This window comes from Marinobacter pelagius (assembly GCF_003315345.1).
Classification (GTDB): domain Bacteria; phylum Pseudomonadota; class Gammaproteobacteria; order Pseudomonadales; family Oleiphilaceae; genus Marinobacter; species Marinobacter pelagius_A.
This window is the reverse complement of the sequence record NZ_QNRO01000015.1, coordinates 70,418-92,605: the sequence shown is the minus strand read 5'-3', so window position 1 is coordinate 92,605 and position 22,188 is coordinate 70,418. Positions and strand designations below refer to the sequence as shown.

Here is a 22,188-nt window from a genome sequence, read left to right as displayed (position 1 = left end):
CAAAAAATGACTTGTAACAATTCTACGTCATAATCCCGTGATACTGTTCTAATATTATTACGGCGGTAAGAATACTGTCGATGTGCCGCACGGCTGTTCGGCAGTAAGCATCAAACCAGATGGTTTGCAGGGAAGGATTCATGCATACGGCTCAGCGTTTTGTCAGTCGCCTCACTCGCCAGACACTTGCTCTGGTGCTTGCGGGAGGAAGAGGCTCCCGGCTTTACGATCTCACCAAATGGCGTGCCAAGCCCGCCGTTCCCTTCGGCGGAAAGTTCCGGATCATCGATTTTCCACTGTCCAACTGCATTAATTCGGGCATCGGGCAGGTCGGTGTGATCACGCAGTACAAATCCCATTCATTGATTCGCCACATCCAGCGCGGCTGGAGCTTCCTGCGGGGAGAGCTGGATGAGTTCGTGGAATTGCTGCCGGCCCAGCAGCGGATCGAGACTTCCTGGTACGAGGGTACCGCGGACGCGGTGCTGCAGAACCTGGATATCATCCGCAGCCACCGGCCGGAATATGTCCTGATCCTGGCCGGAGATCACATCTACAAGATGGATTACGGCACCATGCTGGCCGCCCACGTGGAAAGCGAGGCAGACATCACCGTTGGCTGCATCGAGGTGCCCATCGACGACGCCTCGGCCTTCGGAGTCATGGATGTGGATGAGGAGATGAGGATCCGGGAGTTTGAAGAGAAGCCCGAGAATCCACGGCCCTTGCCCGGCAAGCCGGGCAAGGCACTGGCTTCCATGGGCATCTACGTGTTCAGTACCAGGATCCTGTTCGAGGAACTCATCCGGGACCATCAGTTGCAGGGCACGTCCTCCCACGATTTCGGGAAGGACATTATCCCTTCCGTGATCCGCCGTTTGCGGGTCATGGCGTTCCCGTTCCGGGACCCGGTTCAGAATGGGCCGGCCTACTGGCGTGACGTGGGTACCATCGATTCCCTCTGGCAGGCCAACCTGGAACTGATCGGGGTAAGCCCCGAACTGAACCTCTATGATTCCAACTGGCCGATCTGGACCTACCAGGAGCAGCTGCCCCCGGCCAAGTTCGTCTTTGACGATGAAAACCGTCGCGGCACGGCTGTGGATTCGATGATTGCCGGAGGCTGTATTGTCTCCGGAGCCATGGTGCGGCACTCGTTGCTGTTCTCACAGGTGAGGGTGCACTCGTTCAGCGAGGTATCTGATTCGGTGATCTATCCGGACGTGGATATCGGGCGGAACTGCAAAATCCAGCGGGCCCTGATCGATCGTGGTTGCAAGATCCCGGAAGGCACCCAAATCGGCTTTGACGAGGAAGAGGATCGCAAGCGTTTTCACGTTTCCACCAAAGGCGTTGTTCTGGTGACCCCCGAGATGCTCGGGCAGGACTATCCCCATGGCCTCTGACACAAAGACGCCGGTGGTGCTGTGCTGGCACATGCACCAGCCGGGATACCAGGACCTGAAAACCGGCCAGTTCCTGTTCCCGTGGGTATATCTGCATGCCATCAAGGATTACAGCGACATGGCCGCGCACCTGGAGGCGCACCCGAAGGCCAGGGCCGTGGTGAACTTTGCGCCGGTGCTGCTGGAGCAGATCGAGACCTATCTGGTGCAGATCGAACGGTGGCGGCACGGGGCCGGACCCATCGGCGATCCGCTCCTGGCTGCACTGGTCGCCGAAACCCTGCCCGAAACCGGCAGCCCGGCGTTCCAGGACCTCATGAACAAGGCACTGAGGGCCAATCCGGATCGGATCATCAAGCGCTTTCCCGCCTATGCCCGTCTTGCGGACCTGGCTGAATTCTATCGTGCCAAACCGGACATCCAGCGTTATATCGCGCCCACCTTCCTGACCGATCTGCTGGTCTGGTATCACCTGGGCTGGATGGGAGAGACCGTTCGCCAGCGTAACGCCTGTGTCCAGAGCCTCCAGGAAAAAGGGGCCGGGTTCACTCTGGATGACCGAATTGCGCTACTGGATGTGATATTCGAGGTGATGGCCGGTATCGGCCCGCGCTACCGGCATCTGGCGAAGACCGGGCAGGTGGAGCTCTCCGTCAGCCCCTATACCCATCCGATCCTGCCTCTGCTGCTGGATCTCGAATCGGCCCGGGAAGCGATGCCGGATATCGCCTTACCCTCACATTCCCGTTATCCCGGCGGTGACTTGCGGGCAAGCTGGCAGTTGCAGCAGGCTCGGGAAACCTTCAAACGGTTTTTCGAAATCGATGCCAAAGGCTGCTGGGCGTCCGAGGGTGGTCTCAGCCAGGCAACCCTGGCCCAGCTTGGGAAACACGGGTTCCAGTGGACGGCGAGTGGTGATTCCGTCATTCACAACAGCATGAACCTGGCCCGGGAAAATGGGCAACTCCCCGAGCAGGCCGGCATTCATCAGCCCTTCCGCTTTGGCGACAACGACGTAACGGTATTTTTCCGGGACGATGGCCTGTCCGATCTGATCGGATTCAACTACGCGGACTGGCATGCCGAGGATGCAGTGGGGGACCTCGTCCACCACATGGAGAATATCGCCGGGCATGCCAAAAGCAAACCACGGCCGGTCATTTCCGTCATCCTGGATGGTGAGAATGCGTGGGAATACTACCCGGAAAACGGCATTCATTTCCTCGACCGGCTTTATACGGTGCTTGAAGATCACCCGCGGTTGAGGCTGGCGACCTACAGTGAACTGCTTGAACAACCGGTCGCCGAACCGGTGCAGCTTCCGCACCTGGTCGCCGGAAGCTGGATCTACGGCACCTTTTCCACCTGGATCGGGGATACTGACAAGAACCGTGCCTGGGACCTGCTTTGCGAGGCAAAAACCCATTATGACCGGGTCATGGATAACGGCAGCCTGAACTCCGAGGAAAAGCAGGCGGCGCAACGACAACTCGCCTTGTGTGAAGGCTCTGACTGGTTCTGGTGGTTCGGAGATTATAACCCGGCGCAGATCGTCCAGGATTTCGAGCGCCTGTACCGGCGGCATCTGGTCAATCTGTATGAAAGGATTGGTTATCCGGCGCCACCGTCGGTGTTCCAGCAACTGAGCCAGGGTGGCGGGGAACCGGCGCGCGGCGGTGCCATGCGGCCCGGCCATGACAAAGATGCTGAGGCGCCATGAGTACGGAGGAAATATCGCAACGTCTTTTCGAGGCGCGTCGCGCCGGGGTTTTGCTGCATCCGACGGCACTTGAGGGGCAGTTTGGCATCCTTGGTGCCAATGCCCGCCGCTTCGTGGATTTCATGGCGAAGAGCGGTCTGAGCGTCTGGCAGACCTTGCCGGTGGGCCCGACCCACAGTGATTTGTCACCCTACCAGTCACTTTCCGCCCACGCCGGTAATCCGGATTTTATCGATCTTTCGGAGCTGGTCACGCTTGGTCTGTTATGGCGGGATGAACTCGACCCTGCCGCAGACAGGGGCAAGCGGGCACTGGTGAAGCTGGCTGCAAGGCGTTTTTTCGGCGGGGAAGGGCAGCTACGCAAACGGGATTTTGACAAGTTCTGCGCTGAACACGGTGACTGGCTCGACGACTTTGCCATCTTCTGCGGTATCCGGGAAATGCTGCCGGGCATGAGCTGGTCGGAATGGCCGGCGCCACTGCGTGACCGGCACCCCGAGGCGGTTGCGCAGTTTGTCCGGGAAAATACGGAATCGGTGCAGGCCATCCGGTTCGAACAGTTCCTGTTCCAGCACCAGTGGCACTCGCTGAGAGATTACGCTGCCGAGCGCGGCGTTCTGCTGTTCGGTGATATTCCGATCTTCGTGGCCCACGACAGCGCCGATGTCTGGGCGAATCGCCATCTGTTCAAGCTGGATGGCGAGGGGGACCCTACCGTGGTCGCGGGGGTTCCGCCGGATTACTTCTCGCCGGACGGCCAGCACTGGGGCAATCCGCTCTATGACTGGGACGCCATGGCCGAAGATGGATACCAGTGGTGGCTGCAGCGGCTCGAAAGCCAGCGCCAGCTGTTTGACCTGATCCGGATTGACCATTTCCGTGGGCTGGAATCGTTCTGGGAGATTCCCGCGACAACGCCGGAACCCAGGTTCGGCTACTGGGTTGCAGGTCCGGGCCGCCGGTTTCTTGAGGCCTGCTTCGAACGTTTCCCAGGCTTACCGCTGGTGGCAGAAAACCTGGGCATCATCAGCGATGAGGTCGAGCAGTTACGCCGGGAGTTCCGACTTCCCGGAATGGCCGTTATCCAGTTCGGGTTCGATGGCAGCCCGGATAACCCCCACCTTTTGCATCGCCACGAGCCGGGGGATCTTGTCTATACCGGCACCCATGACAACGATACCAGCCTTGGATGGTACCTGAGTCTGGAGGACCACACCCGGGATTATGTGAACCGCTATCTGGGCACCGATGGCACGGGAATGCCCTGGCCAATCGTGGATGCAGCCTTCCGCTCGGTATGCTGGTTGGCCATGGTGCCGATGCAGGATTTCCTGGAGCTCGGCTCGGAGGCGCGGTTCAATACACCGGGTACCGTAGAGGGCAACTGGGTGTGGCAACTGGAGTTGTCGCAGTGTACGGATGAGCTTGCCGAAAAGATCCGGAAATCGATCTTACGCCATGAACGAATCCGGTTCTGACTGGTCGTATATTGACCAGTGTCAACGTGCTGTCATTTACGCTGGTGTATAAATAACAGACAACACTTGATAGACGTCAAACCTGTTCAGGGAGGATCCAATGGAACACAGGCTCAGCAAACGCGTCCCCGGTAAACTTTCAATCCTGGTCTATAAACGGGGAATGCCCGTCGCCACCGGCCAAGTCCGCAATGCCTCACGCAGAGGCGTGTTTGTCTCCACCGACTATGATGATGTAAATCTGAACCAGACCCTTGAGCTGGAACTCTGCTACCCGGAGAAAACCGAAAAAACCCTTCGCAGGCTCAAGGCCCACGTCGTCAGGAAATCCGCCAAAGGGCTTGGGCTGGATTTTGACGGTGCGGACAATGATGCTCTGGGTATCGCCAAGCTTCTCAGCTGGCTGGCAAGCCACCACGCAACTATCAACTACGATTCATCCCCCAAATATCGGACCCACTGATTGATTCTGCTGGAGTTGTTATGGATAGGCTGAAAGGCAAGGTCGCCGTGATCACAGGCGGCTCACACGGTATTGGTGCCGCGGCGGTTAGCAGGATGGCAGAAGAGGGCGCCTCGGTTGCGATCCTCGACTGCCTGGACGATGAAGGGAATGCCCTGGCCAGGAAACTCTCCGGAGAAGGTCACCAGGTTGCCTACTGGCATTGTGACGTCAGTGATGAGGAGAACGTCAGGACGGCAATTAACGAGGCCGCGAATAAATTTGGCCACATCGATGTATTGGTGAATAACGCGGGCATCTCCGGCCCGAACAAGCCAACACACGAACTGACCGAGGAAGAGTGGGACCTGGTCCAGAAAATTAACGTAAAAGGCGTGTTCTTCTGTACCAAGCATGCCATCCCGCACATGAAAAAGGCCGGGCGCGGTAGTATCATCAATCTGTCCTCCATATACGGCCTGGTCAGCGCGCCGGACGTGCCTCCCTACCATGCTTCGAAAGGCGCGGTGCGGCTGATGACCAAGACCGATGCCATGCTCTACGCACCGGACAACATCCGCGCGAATTCCATCCACCCGGGCTTCATCTGGACTCCGATGGTGGAGGGGCACCTGAAAACCACGGGAGAAGATCTCGATGCTGCCAAGCAGGCAACAGCGGCGCTGCATCCGTTGGGACACATGGGCGAACCGGATGATATTGCCTGGGGCATCGTGTTCCTGGCCTCCGAGGAGTCCAAGTTCATGACCGGCAGCGAGCTGGTGATAGACGGCGGCTACACAGCGCACTGATAATTTGGCAAACAGCGACAAAGGGATTTGAACACCGATGACGTTAGCGGCCTACCGGCCAAGGCAGTTGCCTGAGGCTCTGAATGGTTTGTTCACCCTTGCACTGGACCTGAGATGGAGCTGGCATCACGGCAGTGATGTGCTCTGGCGCACCCTGGATCAGGAAACCTGGGACAGCACCCGGAATGCCTGGCTGGTGCTCAACAGTGCCTCGGGAGAGCGCCTGGACGAGCTCAGCCGGGACCCGGAATTTCTGGCTCGGTACCGGGAGCAGATGGATGCCCATGAACGGTTCGTCCGTGCCGATACCTGGTACTCCGAGCAGTGCCGGGATGAACTCGACCGTGGGATCGCCTTTTTCTGCATGGAATACGGGCTGAGTGAGTCACTCCCGCTTTACAGTGGGGGACTTGGCGTACTTGCCGGGGATTACCTGAAGGCAGCCAGCGACCTTGGCGTTCCCGTTACTGCTGTCGGCCTGCTTTATCAGCAGGGCTACTTCCGCCAGGCAATAAGTACCGATGGCGAACAGCTGGAATTCTACCCCTACAATGACCCCACAATGCTGCCGGTATCCCCACTGCGGGATGAAGACGATCAGTGGCTGCGGGTAATTGTGCCTTTGCCGGGCCGTGATGTTCGCCTGAGAGCGTGGGTCGGCCAGGTTGGGCACTGTGAGCTGTTGCTACTGGACAGCAATGACCCCCGCAACGAACCCGGCGACCGGGGTATCACCAGTGAGTTGTACAGCGGTGATCCGGAAAAACGGTTGCAACAGGAGATGGTCCTCGGCATTGGCGGGTGGCGTTTGCTGCGAGCTCTTGGGCGGGATCCGGTGGCCTGTCATATCAACGAAGGGCATTGCGCACTGGCACTGCTTGAACGGGCTTTCGGATGGGCCCGTGACAACGAGAGGGACTTCGATACCGCCCGCATGGCAACCCGGGCCACCAACCTTTTCACCACCCATACCTCTGTGGCCGCCGGCTTCGACCGTTTTCCGAGACGCCTGGTGCGCCTCTACCTGAGCCCCTGGTTGGCCGGACAGGATCTGACCGTGGACCAGTTGATGGACCTGGGGGCCCACAACTCGGATCAGGACGCCACCGGCGATCCGTTACTGAACATGGCCTGGCTCGCGCTCAACATGAGCGGGCGTGTCAACGGCGTCAGCAGGATTCACCGGAAGGTCTCCCAGACCATCCTTCAGGACTTCTTTCCCCGCTGGCCGGCCGATGATATTCCCGTGGAATATGTCACTAACGGTATTCACACACCCAGCTGGGATTCCGCGGAGTCTGACGAGCTTTGGACGCGGGCTTGTGGCAAGGATCGCTGGCGTCGTCCGATGGATGCCAGCTGCCCGATGAGCGGGATCTCAGACCAGGACCTGTGGGACATGCGCCTGGCACAGCGAAAGCGCCTGATCCAGTACCTGCGCCGGCGGCTGGCGAGTCAGCACTGTGAGCACAATCCGGGGAACGACCCCGCTGCTGCCTGCGGATTGCTCCTGGACAACGAAACCCTGACTCTGGGCTTCGCCAGGCGGTTTACGGATTACAAGCGGCCAAATCTGCTACTGACCGACCCTGACCGGCTGCTGTCTTTGCTCAATCACCGGGATAAGCCGGTACAGATTGTACTGGCCGGCAAGGCTCATCCTTATGACAAGTCGGGCAAGGAACTGATCCGGCGCTGGAAGCAGTTTTCGAGAAAGCCGGAAGCCGAGGGCAAGGTGGTGTTCATCGAGGATTATGATCTGGGGGTCGCGAACCAGCTGGTTCAGGGCGTGGATGTCTGGCTCAATACCCCGCGCCATCCCTGGGAGGCTTGCGGCACCAGCGGCATGAAAGTGCTGGTTAACGGTGGGCTGAACCTTTCCCAGTTTGACGGTTGGTGGGCAGAAGCCTGGAACCCGGATGTGGGTTGGGCGATCAGGCCCGGTGCCACCTTCGAGGAACTCAGCCATACCAACGATCACGACCAATCCGATGCCCGGGAACTGTTCGAATTGCTTGAACAGCAAGTCGTTCCGGCGTTTTACCGGGTCGACCAGGAGGGTCGGCCACGGGACTGGATTACCATGATCCGGGCCAGCATGGACCAGTTGACGGCGCACTATTCTGCCAATCGGATGGTTCGGGAATACGTGGACGATTTCTACCGACCGATGGTAGCGCTGGGCAGGCAGAGGGATCCGGAGACGGCACACGCTCTGGTCCAGGAATCCCGTGAGATCAATGCCCACTGGTCGCGGCTCCGGTTCACCTCCATTGAGTTTGAAGAACAGGGCCAGCAACAGATCTACACGGTAGACGTCTATCTGGATGGAGCACCGGCAGAGCATATCGGGGTTGAGCTGATTGCGGAAGCCTCCGAATACGGCCCAAGACAGGTTCATGCCATGGAGCGCAAACAGGCCATGGAGGGCTCGGCCCGGGGCTGGATCTACCAGTGCAAGGTTCAGGCACGACCGGAGGGCCATTACACGCCCAGAATCCGGGTGAGGGATGATCGCCTGAACCTGCCCCTGGAAAACGCTTCGGTGCTCTGGCTCCGTTGATCCGGTAGGGATCAGCCCCGCCAGAACGCCGGCGAGAGAACAATAATTACGCTGAGGATTTCGAGCCGGCCCATCAGCATCCCGACAGACAGGACCCACTTGGCTGCATCCGGCAGCGGGCCGAAATTGCCCGCGGGCCCGATGATCTCGCCCAGGCCCGGGCCGACATTGGTCAGGGAGGTGAGCGCGCCGGACAACGCCGTTACAAAATCGAGCTGCATCGCCGCCAGGGCGACGGTGATCAGAAGGAGACACAACAGGAATATGAAGGTGTAGGCGATCATCGAGGAGATGATCTCGTCACTGACCGAACGGCCGTTGTAATTCCGGGTCAGCACCGCCCGCGGGTGCAGCAGGCGCATCAACTGCTCCCGAAGAATAATCAGCGATAACTGGAACCGGAATATCTTCATACCGCCGGCGGTCGAGCCGGAGCAGCCACCCACGAACATCAGGAAGAAGAACAGCACAAACGCCAATGGTCCCCAGGCACTGTAATCCTCGGAGGCATAGCCGGTGGTGGTGACAACAGACGTCACGTTGAACAGGGTAGCGGCGTAATTGTGGATCGGATCGAACGGAACCGGCGAGACCCACCAGCGATAGAGTGTCAGCAATGCCGGCACGATCAGCAGGATGGCCAGGAACATCCGAACCTGCTGGTCCCGGAATAACACGCCATGTTGACCGTGCATTTCCCGGACGAACAGGAAAAAGGGCAGGCTGCCGATGATCATGAAGAGCGTGGCTTCCATGAGGATCACATCGTTGAACTTGCCCATGGACAGATCGGAGGTGGAAAACCCACCGGTCGCGATACTGGTCAATCCGTGGTTGAAGGCATCAAAGAGGGTCATGCCGGAAAACCAGTAGGTCAGAACCGCAATCACCGAAAAGACCACGTAGACAAAAAGCAGCCCACGGCTCAGGGTTTTCATCCTCGGCAGGGCCTTGTCCGTCCACTCTGAGGATTCGGTGGCAAACAGTCGCATGCCACCGACCCGCAGGAACGGCAATACGGCAACGAACATGCCGATAATACCGATGCCGCCGATCCACTGAAGAATCGAGCGCCAGAGCAGCAAATCCCGGTCCATGTTGTCCAGGCCGCTAAGAACCGTTGCGCCGGTGGTCGTTATGCCCGATGTGCCTTCAAAGAACGCATCCGCGGCGGACAGGTGCAGGTCACTCAGGTAAAAGGGCAGGGACGAGAAGAGGGCAATGATGAACCAGCTGGAGACGGTGAGCACAAACATGAAGCGGGGCTTCAGGTCCCGTGGCTGGTTATAGGTGGCGACAATACCGAGCACGCCGAGACCACAGACAACCGCCGCCGATTCCGCAAACGCCATGGCATTGGGCGCTTCGGACCCGGCAAGAAAAAGCACCGGTAACGTCATGAATATGCTCAGAAGCACAAACATAACGCTGACAATAAAGATGACAGGGATCAGGTTTCTCAAAAGGATGCTCTAGCCAGCTGAACCGGAAGACCGCGCCAGAATACCTGCAGGCCCCACCTTCCGCAAGGCAGACAAGGCCTTAGCGTGCAATGAAGCCGAAATTAAATCGGCGTAAATAACAGGTAAATTCGGATCTTTACTATGGCAAACAACGTGGGGTTGGTGCATTTTCAGTGATGAACACCGAAGAATCGGTTAAGGAGAACAAGTCATGACACGTACAAAATCACTTGCACTGGCGCTGGCAACCCTTTCAGGCAGCATTCTGGCAACGGGTACGGCCCAGGCTCAGGACATGTACAAATCCGGTGTTGGCGGGCTATACGCCGGCTTTAACTATACCTTCATGAATGCGGAGATCGGACCCTACGATGCCGATGCCGGCACGCTGTCCGGCAAGGTCGGTGTGATGGCCACGCCGTTTCTTGGCATTGAGGCTCGTGCAGGTTTCGGTGTCGACGATGACACCGTCAACGGAGTGGATGTCTCTGTAGACAACTTCTACGGTGGCTACGCTACGTTCAACCTGGCCAATGAATCCCCGGTAACGCCTTATGCGGTATTGGGTTTTACCCGGGTTGAGGCGGAAGTCGGTTCAGTTGAAGATGATGACTCCGATGTTTCTTACGGTATCGGTGCCAGTATGGAGTTCGCTCCGAATCTGTCCGGTAACCTGGAATACATGCGTTACTACGACGACGACAATATTGAGCTCGACGGCCTCGGGGTGGGCATCCAGCTTAATTTCTGATCGTTGCTCTGATTTAGTGAATCGGGAGTTGATTTGAACCATCTTGCCCACGTTTTCCTCGCACCGGATTCCCCGGAAGCCCGCGTGGGCAGCATTCTGGGTGACTTTACCCGGGGCGTCGAACTCTCGGCGCTTCCGGGCGAAGTCCACCGAGGAGTACGTCACCACTTCTCAGTGGATACCTTCACTGACCGCCATCCCGAGGTGCTTGCTTCCAAACGGCTTTTCTCGTCACAGCGCAGGCGGTTTGCCGGTGTCGCGCTGGACATACTCTACGACCATTTCCTGCTGAAACACTGGTACAGGTTCAGTGATCATGATTGCGACCGGTTTATCGAGCGCACCTACCGGGAGTTGAGTGAAAATCGCCATCTGATGCCGCCACAAATGGCGCGCGTAACAGCGAGGATGGTGGACTACGACTGGTTTGGAGCCTATCAGGACCTGGAGAATATAGGGCAGGCGCTGGACCGGGTCGCCTCCCGCATTCGGTTTGCCAACCGGTTTGAGGGGATGATCGAGGAAATCCTTGAACATCATCCTGAACTTGAACACAGGTTTCTCCAATTTTTCCCAGACCTTCAATTAATTGCGAAGGAGTTTTAATGCGTATTCTGGCAATCTTCCTGTTGATGCTTTCGCTTGGTTTCAACCCGGTAATAGCTGAAGACAAAAGTGGCAAGAGTGACCGCGTCCCGGAGACACTCGGGTTTGTCGAGTGGGTGGTTCTGAAAGACACCGGATTACGCCTGAAGGCACGACTCGATACCGGTGCCAAGACATCGTCCCTGCATGCCGTCAATGTCGAGGAGTTCACCAGAAATGACGAAGAATGGGTAAGCTTTGAGATTCCCCTGGGCGATCATGATGACCAACCCGAGGGGGACCTGTATGAGCATGAGGACGTGACGATTGTGCTGGAGCGCCCTGTACGCAGGACCGTGCTCATCAAACGCAAGGGAGCCCCGTCGCAACGCCGGCATGTGGTCGATCTGGAATTCTGCATCGCCGGCACAATGCACACCACCCAGTTCTCCCTGACGGACCGCGGCAAGTTTTCCTACCCTGTGCTCCTTGGCCGGCGTTTCATGCGGGATGACAATATTCTCGTGGACTCTTCTGACAGCTTCCTGGCACCCAGAGAATGCGAGTACAGCAGCGTGGATGAGCTGGCTGACGAGAGCGAGGCGCGAGTAGACTAGCCACCGCCTCCCAGCGCGGCCTTCTCCATCTCAAGATAAACACGATAGGCGTTGGCCTTGTTGGAGGCCTCGAAGGCCGGCAGGCCTTCATAACGGGACCAGTCAGTCCCGGCATAGGCCTCCTCAAACTGAACCCAGTTCTCAACCGCGGCGCCCATCTGCTCCCGCACATACGCCAGATAGTCGTAAGTGAAGTTGAGGGCCTCCATGGCATTCTCCGAAGCCTTGCCATGGCCTGGTATCAAGATTTTGGGATTCATCTCCCGAACCTTGTCGATGGCTTCCATCCAGTTTCGGGTATCGACTTCGGAACTGGCGAGGTAGGGCACCCGCCCGTTCTGGATGATATCCCCGGAAAACAGTACACCAGCCGGCCTGACCATCATCAGGCTGTCATCGGTCGAATGGGCGGGGCCGGCATGAACGATGCTGAAGCGATAACTTCCGGATTCCACAGAGGTTTCGTCGTCGAAGGTTACATCCGGAGCGACAACTCTGGTGTTGTCATCAACCCAGGGTGACAGCGCCTGTTTGCGTTGCTCCAGACGTTGCCCTGCATCCGGGCTGTTAATGTAGACACTGGATGTCTCCTGGGCGATAACCTGCGCGTCGGTCAGATCTTTGAAAGCCTGGAGCCCGTATACGTGATCTGCATGATAGTGACTGATTACCACATGGGAGATCGGTAATTCCGTCTTTTCGCGTATTTTATCGATCATCGCGGCGCCAAGGCTCGGCGTCCCCAGGGCATCGAATACCACCACACTATCCTCGGTGACAACAAAGCCCGCATTGGCGGTAAAGCCCTCATTCTGCTTCCCCGGAACTCCGGACTGGCCAGCAAAGTAATAAACGTTGTCCGCACTCACGGGCGTGGCTTCGAACGGAATCGTTAACGGGGCATAGTCTGTCGCGAATCCGGCTACCACATTTCCGGATGCGATTAGCATTGCGGCAATTAATCCCGTATTCCTTATGTTGATTTGTACTTTTTTTGTCATCATTTTGGTACCCCTTTTTTGTTTTTTGCCTGCCATGTAAGTCCTTGTATTTGCATTGATTCAGATCAATTTTAGGACGCCTGAAGCAGGTTTTTTACGACGAAGGTCCAATGAACCCGGGTTCAAAAATTCCTTGTAACCACAAAAATACGGGTTTATAACTAAATTATATCCTTATAACAGAAACAACAAGACCGCACCTCAGTCCCGCACTGATCGTCGGCCGACTGCCCGAGACGGCATCGAAGGAGGAGAAAAACAATATGCTCGGCAAACTCCGCCGACTCAACCAGGATGCGTCCAAAATAGCCCTGGAAGAGTCAGAACGCTTACCCTCAGAAGAACGCAGACGTTTTCTCAGAAGCGGACTGTTCACCGCAGGCGGTGCCATGGTTGGAGGTGCTCTCGCAGGCATCGCCCCGAAGGCACTGGCTTCGACACAGTATCCCCCCGAGATTCCGCCGTGGACCCGATCTCTCGGGGCAGGGGTGGTCACCGATCCTTATGGTGTTCCATCTCCGTTCGAGAAAGATGTCATACGCCGGAACGTACCCTGGCTAACGGCAGACGAAGTTTCTTCCATCAGCTTTACCCCGCTCCAGCACTTGAAAGGCATCATCACTCCTAACGGTCTTTTCTTCGAACGCCACCACGCCGGTCGTCCGGAAATTGATCCTCAGCAACACCGCCTGATGATTCATGGTCTTGTGGACCGGCCGATCATCCTCTCCATGGAAGATCTGCAGCGATTCCCCAGTGTTTCCCAGATCAACTTCATCGAGTGTCCCGCGAATGGAGGCATGGAGTGGCGTGGCGCCCAGCTCAATTCCCTCCAGTTCCTGCACGGCATGGTGAGCTGCGCTGAGTGGACCGGTGTACGACTTTCCACCTTGCTCCAGGAAGTCGGCATCAAACCGGAAGGCAAATGGCTGCTGGCCGAAGGCGCTGATGGCGCTGCCATGACCCGAAGCATTCCCATGGAAAAAGCGCTGGACGATGTCATCGTGGCTTATGCCCAGAACGGTGAAGCGTTGCGCCGGGAGCAAGGCTACCCGGTCCGACTGGTCGTGCCGGGCTGGGAGGGCAATACCCACGTGAAATGGCTACGCCGGCTGGAAGTGGGTGACAAACCCTGGATGCAACGGGAGGAAACCTCCAAGTATACCGACCTGATGCCCGACGGCACCGCCCATGGTTTCACCTGGGTTATGGAAGCCAAGTCGGTCATTACGTCGCCTTGCCCTGAGATGCCCCTGAAGAACAAAGGTATCTATCAGATCGAAGGACTTGCCTGGAGTGGTCGCGGCAAGGTGAAAGCGGTCGATGTATCCGTAGATGGTGGCCAGAACTGGCAACAGGCGCAGTTGCGCGAGCCTGTTATGTCAAAGTCCCTAACGCGCTTTGCCCTGGAATGGAAATGGGACGGCAACCCTGCATTACTGCAGTCCCGGGTTATTGATGAGACCGGTTATGTACAGCCGACGCTGGCTCAGCTCAAAAGCGTTCGCGGTACCAATTCGATCTATCACAAAAACGCAATCCAGACCTGGAAAGTCAATGGAGACGGGAGTGTGGTCAATGTTCAGCTTTCATAAAACACCACGCCTGCTCGCCAGCACCTGTTGCGGTGTGATTCTCGCCTCCATGCCCATCCTCGGTGCGGCAGAACCGACTGGATACTACGGCTATGGAGAAACCCCAACCGATGAACAGATTGCAGCGTGGGATATCGATGTCCGGCCGGACGGCAAAGGGCTGCCGGAGGGCAGCGGCTCGGTCGACGAGGGTATGACGCTTTTTGAGACGCATTGCTCTTCGTGTCATGGAGCCTTCGGGGAAGGGATGGGGCGCTATCCCAAGCTGGCCGGCGGGGAGGGCACTCTGACTGAGGACCGTCCGGAGAAAACCGTGGGCAGTTACTGGCCTTACGCCTCCACACTCTGGGACTACATCCACCGGGCCATGCCGTTCTTCGCGCCGCAATCCCTCACGGATGACCAGGTTTATGCCTTAACGGCCTATGTCCTTAACCTCAATTACATCGTTGATGCGGATTTCGTAGCCAACAAGGAAACACTCCCTGAGGTAGTAATGCCGAATCATGATGGCTTTACGTGGGAGGATCCGAGACCCGTGGTCAATAACGAACGGTGTATGAAGGACTGCAAGGAAGAGGTGACCATTTCTGATTCCGCAGCCGGAAAAAATCTCACACCGAGCACGACTGGCCCCCTCGACGAGGGGATCACAGAGTGATGGCTAAACCGGGGTCTCGCCCCCGTACCATGCCGAGGAGGAACGTGATGCGAAAAGCGTTAATGACCGCATGTCTGACCACAGCAGCGCTGTGTGCCACCGCGCCGGCACTTGCCGAACCTACCCAGGCCGAGATCGACCGGGGCAAGGAGCTGGCATTCAGTCGCAAGGATGGCAATTGCCTGGCGTGCCACAAGATGGACGATGGAAAGCTCGCCGGCAACATCGGTCCCGAGCTGGTGGATATGAAGAGCCGCTATCCCGACCGGGACATGTTGTTCAAGCGGGTCTGGGATGAAACCAAATTCAACCCGGTGACGGTTATGCCGCCATTCGGGCGCCACATGATCCTGAGCAAAGAAGAAATCAACCGGATCGTCGATTACCTGTATACGCTGTGAATGCGAGGAGGAAGTACCGTGATTGACCAACGAAGAAGAGGCTTTTTGAAAGGTGTGCTTGGTGCCGGCGTGGCCGGATTTGCACTGGGTTCGGGCATCGTTCCCCTGAGGGTTGAGGCGGCCACCGCACCGGATGCGTCCGATTGGCCCCAGAAAGCGTTCCGGACTCCGGGCGTTGACGAAACCATTTCGGAACTTTACGGAATGGAGGCTACCGAGTCGGACCAGATCACAATGGATCTGCCCACCATCGCACAGAACGGTGCCGTGGTACCGGTGACGGTGGAAACTGCACTACCTAACGTGACCAGCATCGCGCTACTGGTAGCCAAGAACCCGAACGCCCTGGCGGCCTATTTTGACATTCCTGACGGCACACTGCCGTTCGTGTCGAATCGCCTGAAAATGGCGGAGACGACAGATGTGGTCGCGGTCGTCATTTCTGACGGCAAAGCCTACAAGGCCACCCAGAACGTGAAAGTCACCGTTGGCGGCTGCGGCGGCTAACAGTAGAAGGACAGGAGAACAATAATGGCGTCCAGTATCAGAGTACGTGCAGTAGAAAATAACGGTGTGACCTCGCTGAAAGCCCTGGTCCGGCACCCCATGGACTCAGGCTTTGTAAAGGATTCGGCAGGCAATGTCATTCCTGCCCACTTCATCAAGGTTCTGACCATTTCCCATAACGGCAAGAACGTATTTGTTGCTAACTGGGGCCCGGCGGTATCCAAGGATCCGTTCCTCGAGTGTCGATTCAAGGGAGCCAAGAAAGGTGATGAACTCACCATCAGCTGGATCGATAACGAGGGCGCAAGCGATTCAACCACCGCAACGATCGCCTGAAGATGGTCGGCGGACAGGTTCATCCTGAACCGCCGAAAAGGAGGATTGGACATGCTTAAAGCGAAAGTCATTCTGGTCGCACTCGGGGCGGCGCTTGCGGTGCCCCAGGCACTGGCGGGCGCGTCCCCTGAAGAAGACCGGAAAGAATCGGTTGAATACTTCAAGCAGATGTTCCCGGATGTGCCATTCGAGGAATTCGTGAACGGCCAGTACGCACTGAACGAGGATCGCCGCAAGCAGTGGGAATCCATGCAGGATTTCCCACCCTACGAGTTTGCGGTAGCCGAAGGGCAGGAGTTGTTCGAAACGCCGTTTGCCAATGGCAAGACCTACGCCAGCTGTTTTGAAAACGGTGGCATCGGTATTCGCCAGAACTATCCCTACTTCGACACAGAAAAAAACGAGGTGATCACGCTTGAACTCGCCATAAACCGCTGCCGGGAGGCCAATGGTGAGGAACCCCTGAAATGGAAGAAAGGGGCCATCGCGTCGATTTCCGCTTACATGGCATCCACCTCCCAGGGCAAGCCCATCAACATCAAGGTGCCAGACGATCCTGAAGCGCTCGCCGCTTACCAGGATGGCAAGAAGTTCTATTACAGCCGGAGGGGGCAACTTAATTTCAGCTGCGCAAGTTGTCATGTGCAGAATCCCGGTAAATGGATTCGTGCCGACTTCCTGTCGCCGGCGCTCGGACAACCAGCAAACTTCCCGGTGCACCGGGCCAAATGGGGTGAGCTGGGTACGCTGCATCGTCGCTTCGCGGGATGCAACAACAACGTAAGGGCAGAACCGTTGCCGGCACAGAGTGAGGAATACCGCAATCTGGAGTATTTCCTGACCTATATGAGCAATGGTCTCCCGGTCGTCGGGCCGGCGACGCGGCCATAGTCCGGAACGCAGAGGGAGAAACGCAATGAACAAGCCTTTACTCGCAATCGGTATCTCGCTTGCACTGTCTGTTCCGCTGGCCGCCCAGGGGGGCCCGAAAGAGGACTTTCAGGAAGTCTACGCCAAGGCCCAGAGCACCCATCAGGATGCTGGAAACTTCCAGTGGACCATTACCAGTGACCGCCTGAAAGCCGCCAAATCCGCGGCCGACAGTGGTGATCATGAAAAGGCCATGGCGATGGCCAAAGAGGCTCTCAAGCTTGCCGAAGAGTCCGTTGCCCAGCGTAAAAAGCAAAAGGAGGCATGGCGCCAGGTCGCGATAGGCAACTGACTCCTTGCGCCGAACCTGACGGGCTTCCCCGGTGCGGATCCGGGGGAGCCGGTTACCTCCAATAACTACAAAGAAAGGAGAGTGCAGTGACAATATCCCGCAGAGACTTCCTGATGGCAATGCAAGCGGCAGCCGTAGCCGGGCTTGCGCCGAAACTTGCTTTGGCCGAAGGCGGCGAGGGACTGTACGACGCACCGAAATTCGGCAACGTCCGACTGCTTCATCTCACCGATATCCACGCCCAGCTGTCACCGGTGCATTTCCGCGAACCCAACGTGAACCTGGGGATCGGACCCAGCAAGGGCAGGGTGCCCCATCTGGTGGGACAACACTTCCTGGATCATTTCGGCGTCCCCCTGGATAGCCGTCGATCCCATGCCTTTACTTATCTGAATTACACTGAGGCCGCGCAGGAATACGGTAAGCTGGGCGGCTTCGCGCATCTGAAAACCCTGATAGACCAGCTCCGGGAACAGGCCGGTGCCGGCAACTCATTGTTGCTCGACGGTGGCGACCTCTGGCAGGGCTCCGGTACAGCCTACTGGACCAACGGCGAGGATATGGTCGAAGCCAGCAACCGCCTTGGTATCGATATCCTGACCGCCCATTGGGAATTCACCTATCCGGAGGAGCAGATCCGCAAGAATCTGAGTGCCTTCAAGGGCGAGTTTGTGGCCCAGAATGTTTTCCTCTCCGATGAAGCCATGTTCATGGGCGCAGAATCCTACGACGAGGCAAGCGGTCGGGTCTTCAAGCCTTACACCATCCGCGAACTCGGCGGCAAGCGCGTTGCCATCATCGGCCAGGCCTTCCCGTATACGCCAATTGCCAACCCGTCCTATTTCATTCCTGACTGGCGCATGGGCATTCGTGAGACCGAGATGCAGGCGCTGGTTAACGAAATCCGTGAGAACGAGAAGGTCAATGCAGTCGTGGTGCTCTCCCACAACGGCATGGACGTTGACCTGAAGATGGCCAGCCGCGTTACCGGCATCGATGCCATTCTGGGCGGTCATACCCACGATGCTGTGCCGCAGCCGACGGAAGTGACCAACCCGGGCGGCAAGACCCTGGTCAGCAACGCCGGCACCAACGGCAAATACGTTGCCGTGCTGGACCTGGATATCGGCAACAACGGGGTCCGGGGTTACGAATACAAACTGCTGCCCGTCTTCTCCGATCTGATCAAGCCGGATCCCGACATGGTCAACTTTATCCAGGAAGTCCGCGCGCCTTACATGGACAAGCTTGGTGAGAAGCTGGCCATTGCGGACGAGCTGCTCTACCGGCGGGGTAATTTCAACGGCACCATGGACCAGGTGATCTGCGATGCCCAACGCAAGGTGCTCGATGCCCAGATCTCCCTCTCGCCCGGTTTCCGTTGGGGGACCACGGTGCTGCCGGGTGATCACATCACCATGGATGACGTGATGAACGCCACCGCGATCACCTATCCCGAAACCTACGTCCGCGAGATGTCCGGGGCCGACCTGAAACTGATCATGGAAGATGTGGCCGACAACCTGTTCAACAAGGACCCTTACTACCAGCAGGGTGGCGATATGGTGCGTGTTGGCGGCATGGATTACACCTGTGATCCCACCGGCTCCATGAACGGCCGTATCTCGGATATGCGCCTGGACAATGGCGAGCCCATTGAGGCAAACAAGATGTACAAGGTTGCCGGCTGGGCCACCGTTAACTCACGGGCACCTGGCCGGCCGATCTGGGATGTAGTGGCCGATTATCTCCGGTCGGAGAAGACCGTGAAAATCGACAAGTTCAACACGCCGAAACTGAAGAACGTGGCGGATAATCCGGGGATTGCAGACTACGCGGGGTAAGTCATGGGCAGGAATTTGCTTCCGAAGTATCTGACGTTAGGGCTGGCGATCGCGATACTGGCGGTCACCACCGCTCTGCGGGCGGAGCCGGTCAGTGAGAACAAACCATTCGCGGAGAAATTCCTGCTTCTTCAGTTAAGTGACGACGAGCCGGAGAAACAGGACAAGGTCCTGAGCATTGCGGCCAACCTTCTGGAGTATTACGGACCGGACCTGATTGATATCGAAATCACCACGTTCGGTCCTGGCGTCCGGCTGATGTACACCGACAACAGTCGGGTCAGGCGTATCCACAGCCTGATGGCGCAGGGCGTACGCTTCACCGTTTGCATGAACACCATTGATACCATCGAACGCGACACCGGAACCCGACCGGATATCCATCCGGAAAGTGTTCCAGTGGATGTAGGCGTCGCCCATATTCTCGAAAAGGTCGAAGAAGGCTATGTGCTTGTTCGCCCATGATCGTCCCTCTCTATAAAGGAAGCATGTCATGAAGACCAAGCTGTCAAAATCCCTGATGTTCGTCTCAGCCCTCGCTGCCAGCGGTATTGCCGGAGCCCAGGGCAGCGACCAGCCGGTCATGGTCGAGATCAAGAAGCTGTCCATGGATACCGCCCTGACCATCGCCAAAACGGCGATCGACGCATGCCGGGAGGAGGGCGTTCATGTATCGGTAACAGTCGTTGACCGCGGCGGACATCCTCAGGTGGTGCTGCGGGATGTCCTGGCCATGGATCTGTCCCTTGAGGTCAGTTACCGCAAGGCATACACCGCCATGACCTTCACCAGCCCGACTTCGGCCCTGGAAGGTCGTTTCACCGGCCCATTTTCCGTCGGGAAGGTGGATAACGTCTTGCTCTCTGCCGGGGGTGTTCCTATCCAGGCGAGCGGTGAAACCGTCGGCGGCGTCGGCGTAAGTGGCGCACCTTCCGGGGAGACCGATGAAATGTGTGCCCAGGCCGGTGTCGCGGCCGTGGAAATGGACCTGGAAATGGCGTCCTTCTGATGGTTTTTATTTAAAACTCGCGGGGAATCATGATCCTACGAAGTGTTCTGAAAGTCCTTTCCCCAATGCTTCTGCTGCCCACCATGGCGGTATCCGCGAGTTACCCGGATGCCGTACAGGTCCTGATCGATGAGGGCCTGAAGGTCGAGGCCAGCTTTGAAGCGCCGGGTGGCCTTAAAGGTTTTGTCGGCCGGAGGAATGGACATCCGGTTTCGCTATACCTGATGCCAGACGGCGAGCATGTGGTTATCGGCAAGATGGTGGACGGGTTTGGCCAGGATCTGAGTGCGAACCATCTCAGGAACTGGCTCCCGAAACCGGACCTGACCGGAGCCTGGGACACCCTGGCGGACGCCGCCTGGGTTTCGGAGGGGCCCAGTGATGCCCAGCGCATCGTCTATGTCTTTTCCGATCCCAACTGCGGTTATTGCGTCGCGTTCCGTGAAAAAGCCCAGCCATTTCTTGAGCGCGGTATCGAGTTGCGCCACATCATGGTCGGCATCATCCAGCCTTCCAGCCTGGCCAAGGCAGCTAGCGTACTTGGGGCGGAGAACCCGGTGCAGAAGCTTGAATTCCATGACAGCCAGTTTCCCCGGGACTGGCTGGAATCAGATGAAAATGTGCCGAAAGACCTGAGGGACAAGGTTCAGAGCAACAATCAATTGATGGAGACCCTGTCGGTGGCAGCGACTCCATCGGTTTTCTACAAAGATCCGGACGGAGAAATACGCAAGATCGTCGGCCTGCCTGACGACTCGGCGTTATCCGAAGCGGTTTTCAGGTATCCGGAATAGAGCGGCTATTCGCTCCGGATTGTTAGTACAAGGAGAATAACAATGGGTTTTCGAGGACTGTTACTGGCGTTATTGATCATTCCCGGGTTTGTCGCTGCTGCAAGCAATGGCATTCCCGAGCAACTGGAGCTCACCAAGGTTACCGACCGGGTCTACTCGGCCATCGGTGCAACCGCGCCGGGCACCTACGAAAACCACGGCCACAACAACAACCTCAGCTTTATCATTACTGAAAAAGGTGTGGTGGTGTTCAACGGTGGTGACAACTATCTGCTGGCCAAATCCTTCCATAACTCCATTCGCAGCATCACCGATAAAGACGTCAAATACGTGGTGAATGAAAACGCCCAGGGTCATTCGATGCTGGGCAACAGCTACTGGCGAGACCAGGGCGTGCCGATCATTGCGCAGAACGAAGCGATTGCCGAATTCGAGCATCAGGGGGAGCTGAAACTGGCCTCCATGCAACGCCGGATGAAGGATAAGGCTGAGGGAACCTACGTTGCCGTGCCTGACATCGGGTTTGATGAGCGTTACGACCTGGAAATGGGGGACGTAACCATCGAGCTGCATTATTTCGGCCCGGGCCACGCTCCGGGAGACATTGCGCTATGGATACCCGAGGAAAAGCTGGTAATCACCGGCGACCTGGGCTTCCATCAGCGCCTGCTGGCTGTGTTTGAAAATACCGAAACCGGCGCCTGGATTGAATCATTCGACAAGATGACCGAGCAACTGGACCCGGAAATCGTCATTCCGGGGCATGGCGAGCCGACCACCATCGATGTGGTGACCAAAGAAACACGGGGCTATCTCGTCTTCCTGCGTAACGCCGTGGCCGAGATTCTGGAGCAGGGCGGTGGACTGGACGATGCCTACAACATCGACCAGTCCCAGTGGTCCTACCTCGAAACTTTCGAGGAACTTGCCGGCAAAAATGCCGGACGGGTTTACCAGGATCTCGAGTTCGAGTACTTCTGA

23 protein-coding genes are annotated in these 22,188 nt (G+C 57.4%); 21 read left to right on the top strand and 2 right to left on the bottom strand.

Going from position 1 to position 22,188, the window contains the following annotated elements:
• Positions 1 to 140 precede the first annotated feature (140 nt).
• From glgC to glgP, 6 genes are all read left to right on the top strand, one after another.
• Complete coding sequence (gene glgC, locus DET50_RS13500) at positions 141 to 1,406, top strand: glucose-1-phosphate adenylyltransferase (RefSeq protein ID WP_113863362.1); 1,266 nt, start codon at positions 141 to 143, stop codon at positions 1,404 to 1,406.
• Positions 1,396 to 3,126 (top strand): glycoside hydrolase family 57 protein, encoded by a 1,731-nt coding sequence (locus tag DET50_RS13495; protein ID WP_113863361.1) that lies wholly within the window; start codon positions 1,396 to 1,398, stop codon positions 3,124 to 3,126. The genes glgC and DET50_RS13495 overlap by 11 nt, the downstream gene beginning before the upstream one ends.
• Positions 3,123 to 4,604: a 4-alpha-glucanotransferase gene (malQ, locus tag DET50_RS13490; RefSeq protein ID WP_113863360.1), complete on the top strand. Its 1,482-nt coding sequence runs from the start codon at positions 3,123 to 3,125 to the stop codon at positions 4,602 to 4,604. The genes DET50_RS13495 and malQ overlap by 4 nt, the downstream gene beginning before the upstream one ends.
• 100 nt (positions 4,605 to 4,704) lie before the next feature.
• Complete coding sequence (locus tag DET50_RS13485; protein ID WP_113863359.1) at positions 4,705 to 5,067, top strand: PilZ domain-containing protein; 363 nt, start codon at positions 4,705 to 4,707, stop codon at positions 5,065 to 5,067.
• 20 nt (positions 5,068 to 5,087) lie between these two features.
• Entirely contained in the window at positions 5,088 to 5,858 is a 771-nt protein-coding gene (locus tag DET50_RS13480; protein WP_113863358.1) for an SDR family NAD(P)-dependent oxidoreductase, read from the top strand.
• 37 nt (positions 5,859 to 5,895) lie between these two features.
• Positions 5,896 to 8,421 carry an alpha-glucan family phosphorylase gene (glgP, locus tag DET50_RS13475; RefSeq protein ID WP_113863357.1) on the top strand — a complete coding sequence of 842 codons (2,526 nt, stop codon included), beginning with the start codon at positions 5,896 to 5,898 and terminating at the stop codon, positions 8,419 to 8,421.
• An 11-nt stretch (positions 8,422 to 8,432) separates the two neighbouring features.
• Here the strand turns inward: glgP and DET50_RS13470 are convergent, their stop codons facing one another.
• On the bottom strand, positions 8,433 to 9,845 hold the full coding sequence (locus DET50_RS13470; RefSeq protein ID WP_113863371.1) for a TrkH family potassium uptake protein: 1,413 nt from the start codon (positions 9,843 to 9,845) through the stop codon (positions 8,433 to 8,435).
• 250 nt (positions 9,846 to 10,095) lie between these two features.
• Here DET50_RS13470 and DET50_RS13465 point away from each other — a divergent pair, with 250 nt between their 5' ends.
• From DET50_RS13465 to DET50_RS13455, 3 genes are read left to right on the top strand one after another with little or no spacing between them, the layout of a single operon-like run.
• The gene (locus tag DET50_RS13465) at positions 10,096 to 10,635 is read left to right on the top strand and encodes a porin family protein (protein WP_113863356.1); all 540 of its coding nucleotides are present in this window, start codon (positions 10,096 to 10,098) and stop codon (positions 10,633 to 10,635) included.
• Positions 10,636 to 10,668: 33 nt separating this feature from the next.
• The gene (locus tag DET50_RS13460) at positions 10,669 to 11,241 is read left to right on the top strand and encodes an acyl carrier protein phosphodiesterase (protein ID WP_113863355.1); all 573 of its coding nucleotides are present in this window, start codon (positions 10,669 to 10,671) and stop codon (positions 11,239 to 11,241) included.
• The gene (locus DET50_RS13455) at positions 11,241 to 11,837 is read left to right on the top strand and encodes an ATP-dependent zinc protease family protein (protein ID WP_113863354.1); all 597 of its coding nucleotides are present in this window, start codon (positions 11,241 to 11,243) and stop codon (positions 11,835 to 11,837) included. The genes DET50_RS13460 and DET50_RS13455 overlap by 1 nt, the downstream gene beginning before the upstream one ends.
• Here the strand turns inward: DET50_RS13455 and DET50_RS13450 are convergent.
• Positions 11,834 to 12,787: an MBL fold metallo-hydrolase gene (locus tag DET50_RS13450; RefSeq protein WP_220150152.1), complete on the bottom strand. Its 954-nt coding sequence runs from the start codon at positions 12,785 to 12,787 to the stop codon at positions 11,834 to 11,836. The genes DET50_RS13455 and DET50_RS13450 overlap by 4 nt on opposite strands.
• A 314-nt stretch (positions 12,788 to 13,101) precedes the next feature.
• Here DET50_RS13450 and soxC point away from each other — a divergent pair, with 314 nt between their 5' ends.
• From soxC to DET50_RS13390, 12 genes are all read left to right on the top strand, one after another.
• Positions 13,102 to 14,433, top strand: a complete 1,332-nt coding sequence (soxC, locus tag DET50_RS13445; protein ID WP_113863353.1) for a sulfite dehydrogenase — start codon at positions 13,102 to 13,104, stop codon at positions 14,431 to 14,433.
• A complete protein-coding gene (locus tag DET50_RS13440) occupies positions 14,417 to 15,094 on the top strand; it encodes a c-type cytochrome (RefSeq protein WP_181799989.1) in 678 nt (225 codons plus the stop codon). The genes soxC and DET50_RS13440 overlap by 17 nt, the downstream gene beginning before the upstream one ends.
• 47 nt (positions 15,095 to 15,141) lie before the next feature.
• Complete coding sequence (gene soxX, locus DET50_RS13435) at positions 15,142 to 15,495, top strand: sulfur oxidation c-type cytochrome SoxX (protein ID WP_220150151.1); 354 nt, start codon at positions 15,142 to 15,144, stop codon at positions 15,493 to 15,495.
• An 18-nt stretch (positions 15,496 to 15,513) separates the two neighbouring features.
• Positions 15,514 to 16,002 (top strand): thiosulfate oxidation carrier protein SoxY, encoded by a 489-nt coding sequence (gene soxY, locus DET50_RS13430; protein ID WP_220150150.1) that lies wholly within the window; start codon positions 15,514 to 15,516, stop codon positions 16,000 to 16,002.
• A 24-nt stretch (positions 16,003 to 16,026) separates the two neighbouring features.
• Complete coding sequence (soxZ, locus tag DET50_RS13425) at positions 16,027 to 16,338, top strand: thiosulfate oxidation carrier complex protein SoxZ (RefSeq protein ID WP_092006139.1); 312 nt, start codon at positions 16,027 to 16,029, stop codon at positions 16,336 to 16,338.
• A 51-nt stretch (positions 16,339 to 16,389) separates the two neighbouring features.
• On the top strand, positions 16,390 to 17,229 hold the full coding sequence (soxA, locus tag DET50_RS13420; RefSeq protein WP_113863350.1) for a sulfur oxidation c-type cytochrome SoxA: 840 nt from the start codon (positions 16,390 to 16,392) through the stop codon (positions 17,227 to 17,229).
• Between the two features lie 25 nt (positions 17,230 to 17,254).
• Positions 17,255 to 17,560, top strand: coding sequence for a hypothetical protein (locus DET50_RS13415; RefSeq protein WP_113863349.1), 306 nt, complete (start codon positions 17,255 to 17,257; stop codon positions 17,558 to 17,560).
• Positions 17,561 to 17,646: 86 nt separating this feature from the next.
• Entirely contained in the window at positions 17,647 to 19,404 is a 1,758-nt protein-coding gene (gene soxB / locus DET50_RS13410; RefSeq protein WP_113863348.1) for a thiosulfohydrolase SoxB, read from the top strand.
• Positions 19,405 to 19,407: 3 nt separating this feature from the next.
• Positions 19,408 to 19,869 (top strand): DsrE family protein, encoded by a 462-nt coding sequence (locus DET50_RS13405; protein WP_113863347.1) that lies wholly within the window; start codon positions 19,408 to 19,410, stop codon positions 19,867 to 19,869.
• Positions 19,870 to 19,897: 28 nt separating this feature from the next.
• Complete coding sequence (locus DET50_RS13400) at positions 19,898 to 20,413, top strand: GlcG/HbpS family heme-binding protein (protein WP_113863346.1); 516 nt, start codon at positions 19,898 to 19,900, stop codon at positions 20,411 to 20,413.
• A gap of 29 nt (positions 20,414 to 20,442) precedes the next feature.
• Positions 20,443 to 21,207 (top strand): thiol:disulfide interchange protein DsbG, encoded by a 765-nt coding sequence (gene dsbG / locus DET50_RS13395; RefSeq protein WP_113863345.1) that lies wholly within the window; start codon positions 20,443 to 20,445, stop codon positions 21,205 to 21,207.
• A gap of 42 nt (positions 21,208 to 21,249) precedes the next feature.
• The gene (locus DET50_RS13390; RefSeq protein WP_113863344.1) at positions 21,250 to 22,188 is read left to right on the top strand and encodes an MBL fold metallo-hydrolase; all 939 of its coding nucleotides are present in this window, start codon (positions 21,250 to 21,252) and stop codon (positions 22,186 to 22,188) included.

What these genes read in the sequence shown, in the direction of transcription:
- glgC (WP_113863362.1), top strand. Translation starts at nt 141, where the DNA reads ATGCATACGGCTCAGCGTTTTGTCAGTCGCCTCACTCGCCAGACACTT.
- DET50_RS13495 (WP_113863361.1), top strand. Translation starts at nt 1,396, where the DNA reads ATGGCCTCTGACACAAAGACGCCGGTGGTGCTGTGCTGGCACATGCAC.
- malQ (WP_113863360.1), top strand. Translation starts at nt 3,123, where the DNA reads ATGAGTACGGAGGAAATATCGCAACGTCTTTTCGAGGCGCGTCGCGCC.
- DET50_RS13485 (WP_113863359.1), top strand. Translation starts at nt 4,705, where the DNA reads ATGGAACACAGGCTCAGCAAACGCGTCCCCGGTAAACTTTCAATCCTG.
- DET50_RS13480 (WP_113863358.1), top strand. Translation starts at nt 5,088, where the DNA reads ATGGATAGGCTGAAAGGCAAGGTCGCCGTGATCACAGGCGGCTCACAC.
- glgP (WP_113863357.1), top strand. Translation starts at nt 5,896, where the DNA reads ATGACGTTAGCGGCCTACCGGCCAAGGCAGTTGCCTGAGGCTCTGAAT.
- DET50_RS13470 (WP_113863371.1), bottom strand. Translation starts at nt 9,845, where the DNA reads ATGTTTGTGCTTCTGAGCATATTCATGACGTTACCGGTGCTTTTTCTT.
- DET50_RS13465 (WP_113863356.1), top strand. Translation starts at nt 10,096, where the DNA reads ATGACACGTACAAAATCACTTGCACTGGCGCTGGCAACCCTTTCAGGC.
- DET50_RS13455 (WP_113863354.1), top strand. Translation starts at nt 11,241, where the DNA reads ATGCGTATTCTGGCAATCTTCCTGTTGATGCTTTCGCTTGGTTTCAAC.
- DET50_RS13450 (WP_220150152.1), bottom strand. Translation starts at nt 12,787, where the DNA reads ATGCTAATCGCATCCGGAAATGTGGTAGCCGGATTCGCGACAGACTAT.
- soxC (WP_113863353.1), top strand. Translation starts at nt 13,102, where the DNA reads ATGCTCGGCAAACTCCGCCGACTCAACCAGGATGCGTCCAAAATAGCC.
- DET50_RS13440 (WP_181799989.1), top strand. Translation starts at nt 14,417, where the DNA reads ATGTTCAGCTTTCATAAAACACCACGCCTGCTCGCCAGCACCTGTTGC.
- soxX (WP_220150151.1), top strand. Translation starts at nt 15,142, where the DNA reads ATGCGAAAAGCGTTAATGACCGCATGTCTGACCACAGCAGCGCTGTGT.
- soxZ (WP_092006139.1), top strand. Translation starts at nt 16,027, where the DNA reads ATGGCGTCCAGTATCAGAGTACGTGCAGTAGAAAATAACGGTGTGACC.
- soxA (WP_113863350.1), top strand. Translation starts at nt 16,390, where the DNA reads ATGCTTAAAGCGAAAGTCATTCTGGTCGCACTCGGGGCGGCGCTTGCG.
- DET50_RS13415 (WP_113863349.1), top strand. Translation starts at nt 17,255, where the DNA reads ATGAACAAGCCTTTACTCGCAATCGGTATCTCGCTTGCACTGTCTGTT.
- DET50_RS13405 (WP_113863347.1), top strand. Translation starts at nt 19,408, where the DNA reads ATGGGCAGGAATTTGCTTCCGAAGTATCTGACGTTAGGGCTGGCGATC.
- DET50_RS13400 (WP_113863346.1), top strand. Translation starts at nt 19,898, where the DNA reads ATGAAGACCAAGCTGTCAAAATCCCTGATGTTCGTCTCAGCCCTCGCT.
- dsbG (WP_113863345.1), top strand. Translation starts at nt 20,443, where the DNA reads ATGATCCTACGAAGTGTTCTGAAAGTCCTTTCCCCAATGCTTCTGCTG.
- DET50_RS13390 (WP_113863344.1), top strand. Translation starts at nt 21,250, where the DNA reads ATGGGTTTTCGAGGACTGTTACTGGCGTTATTGATCATTCCCGGGTTT.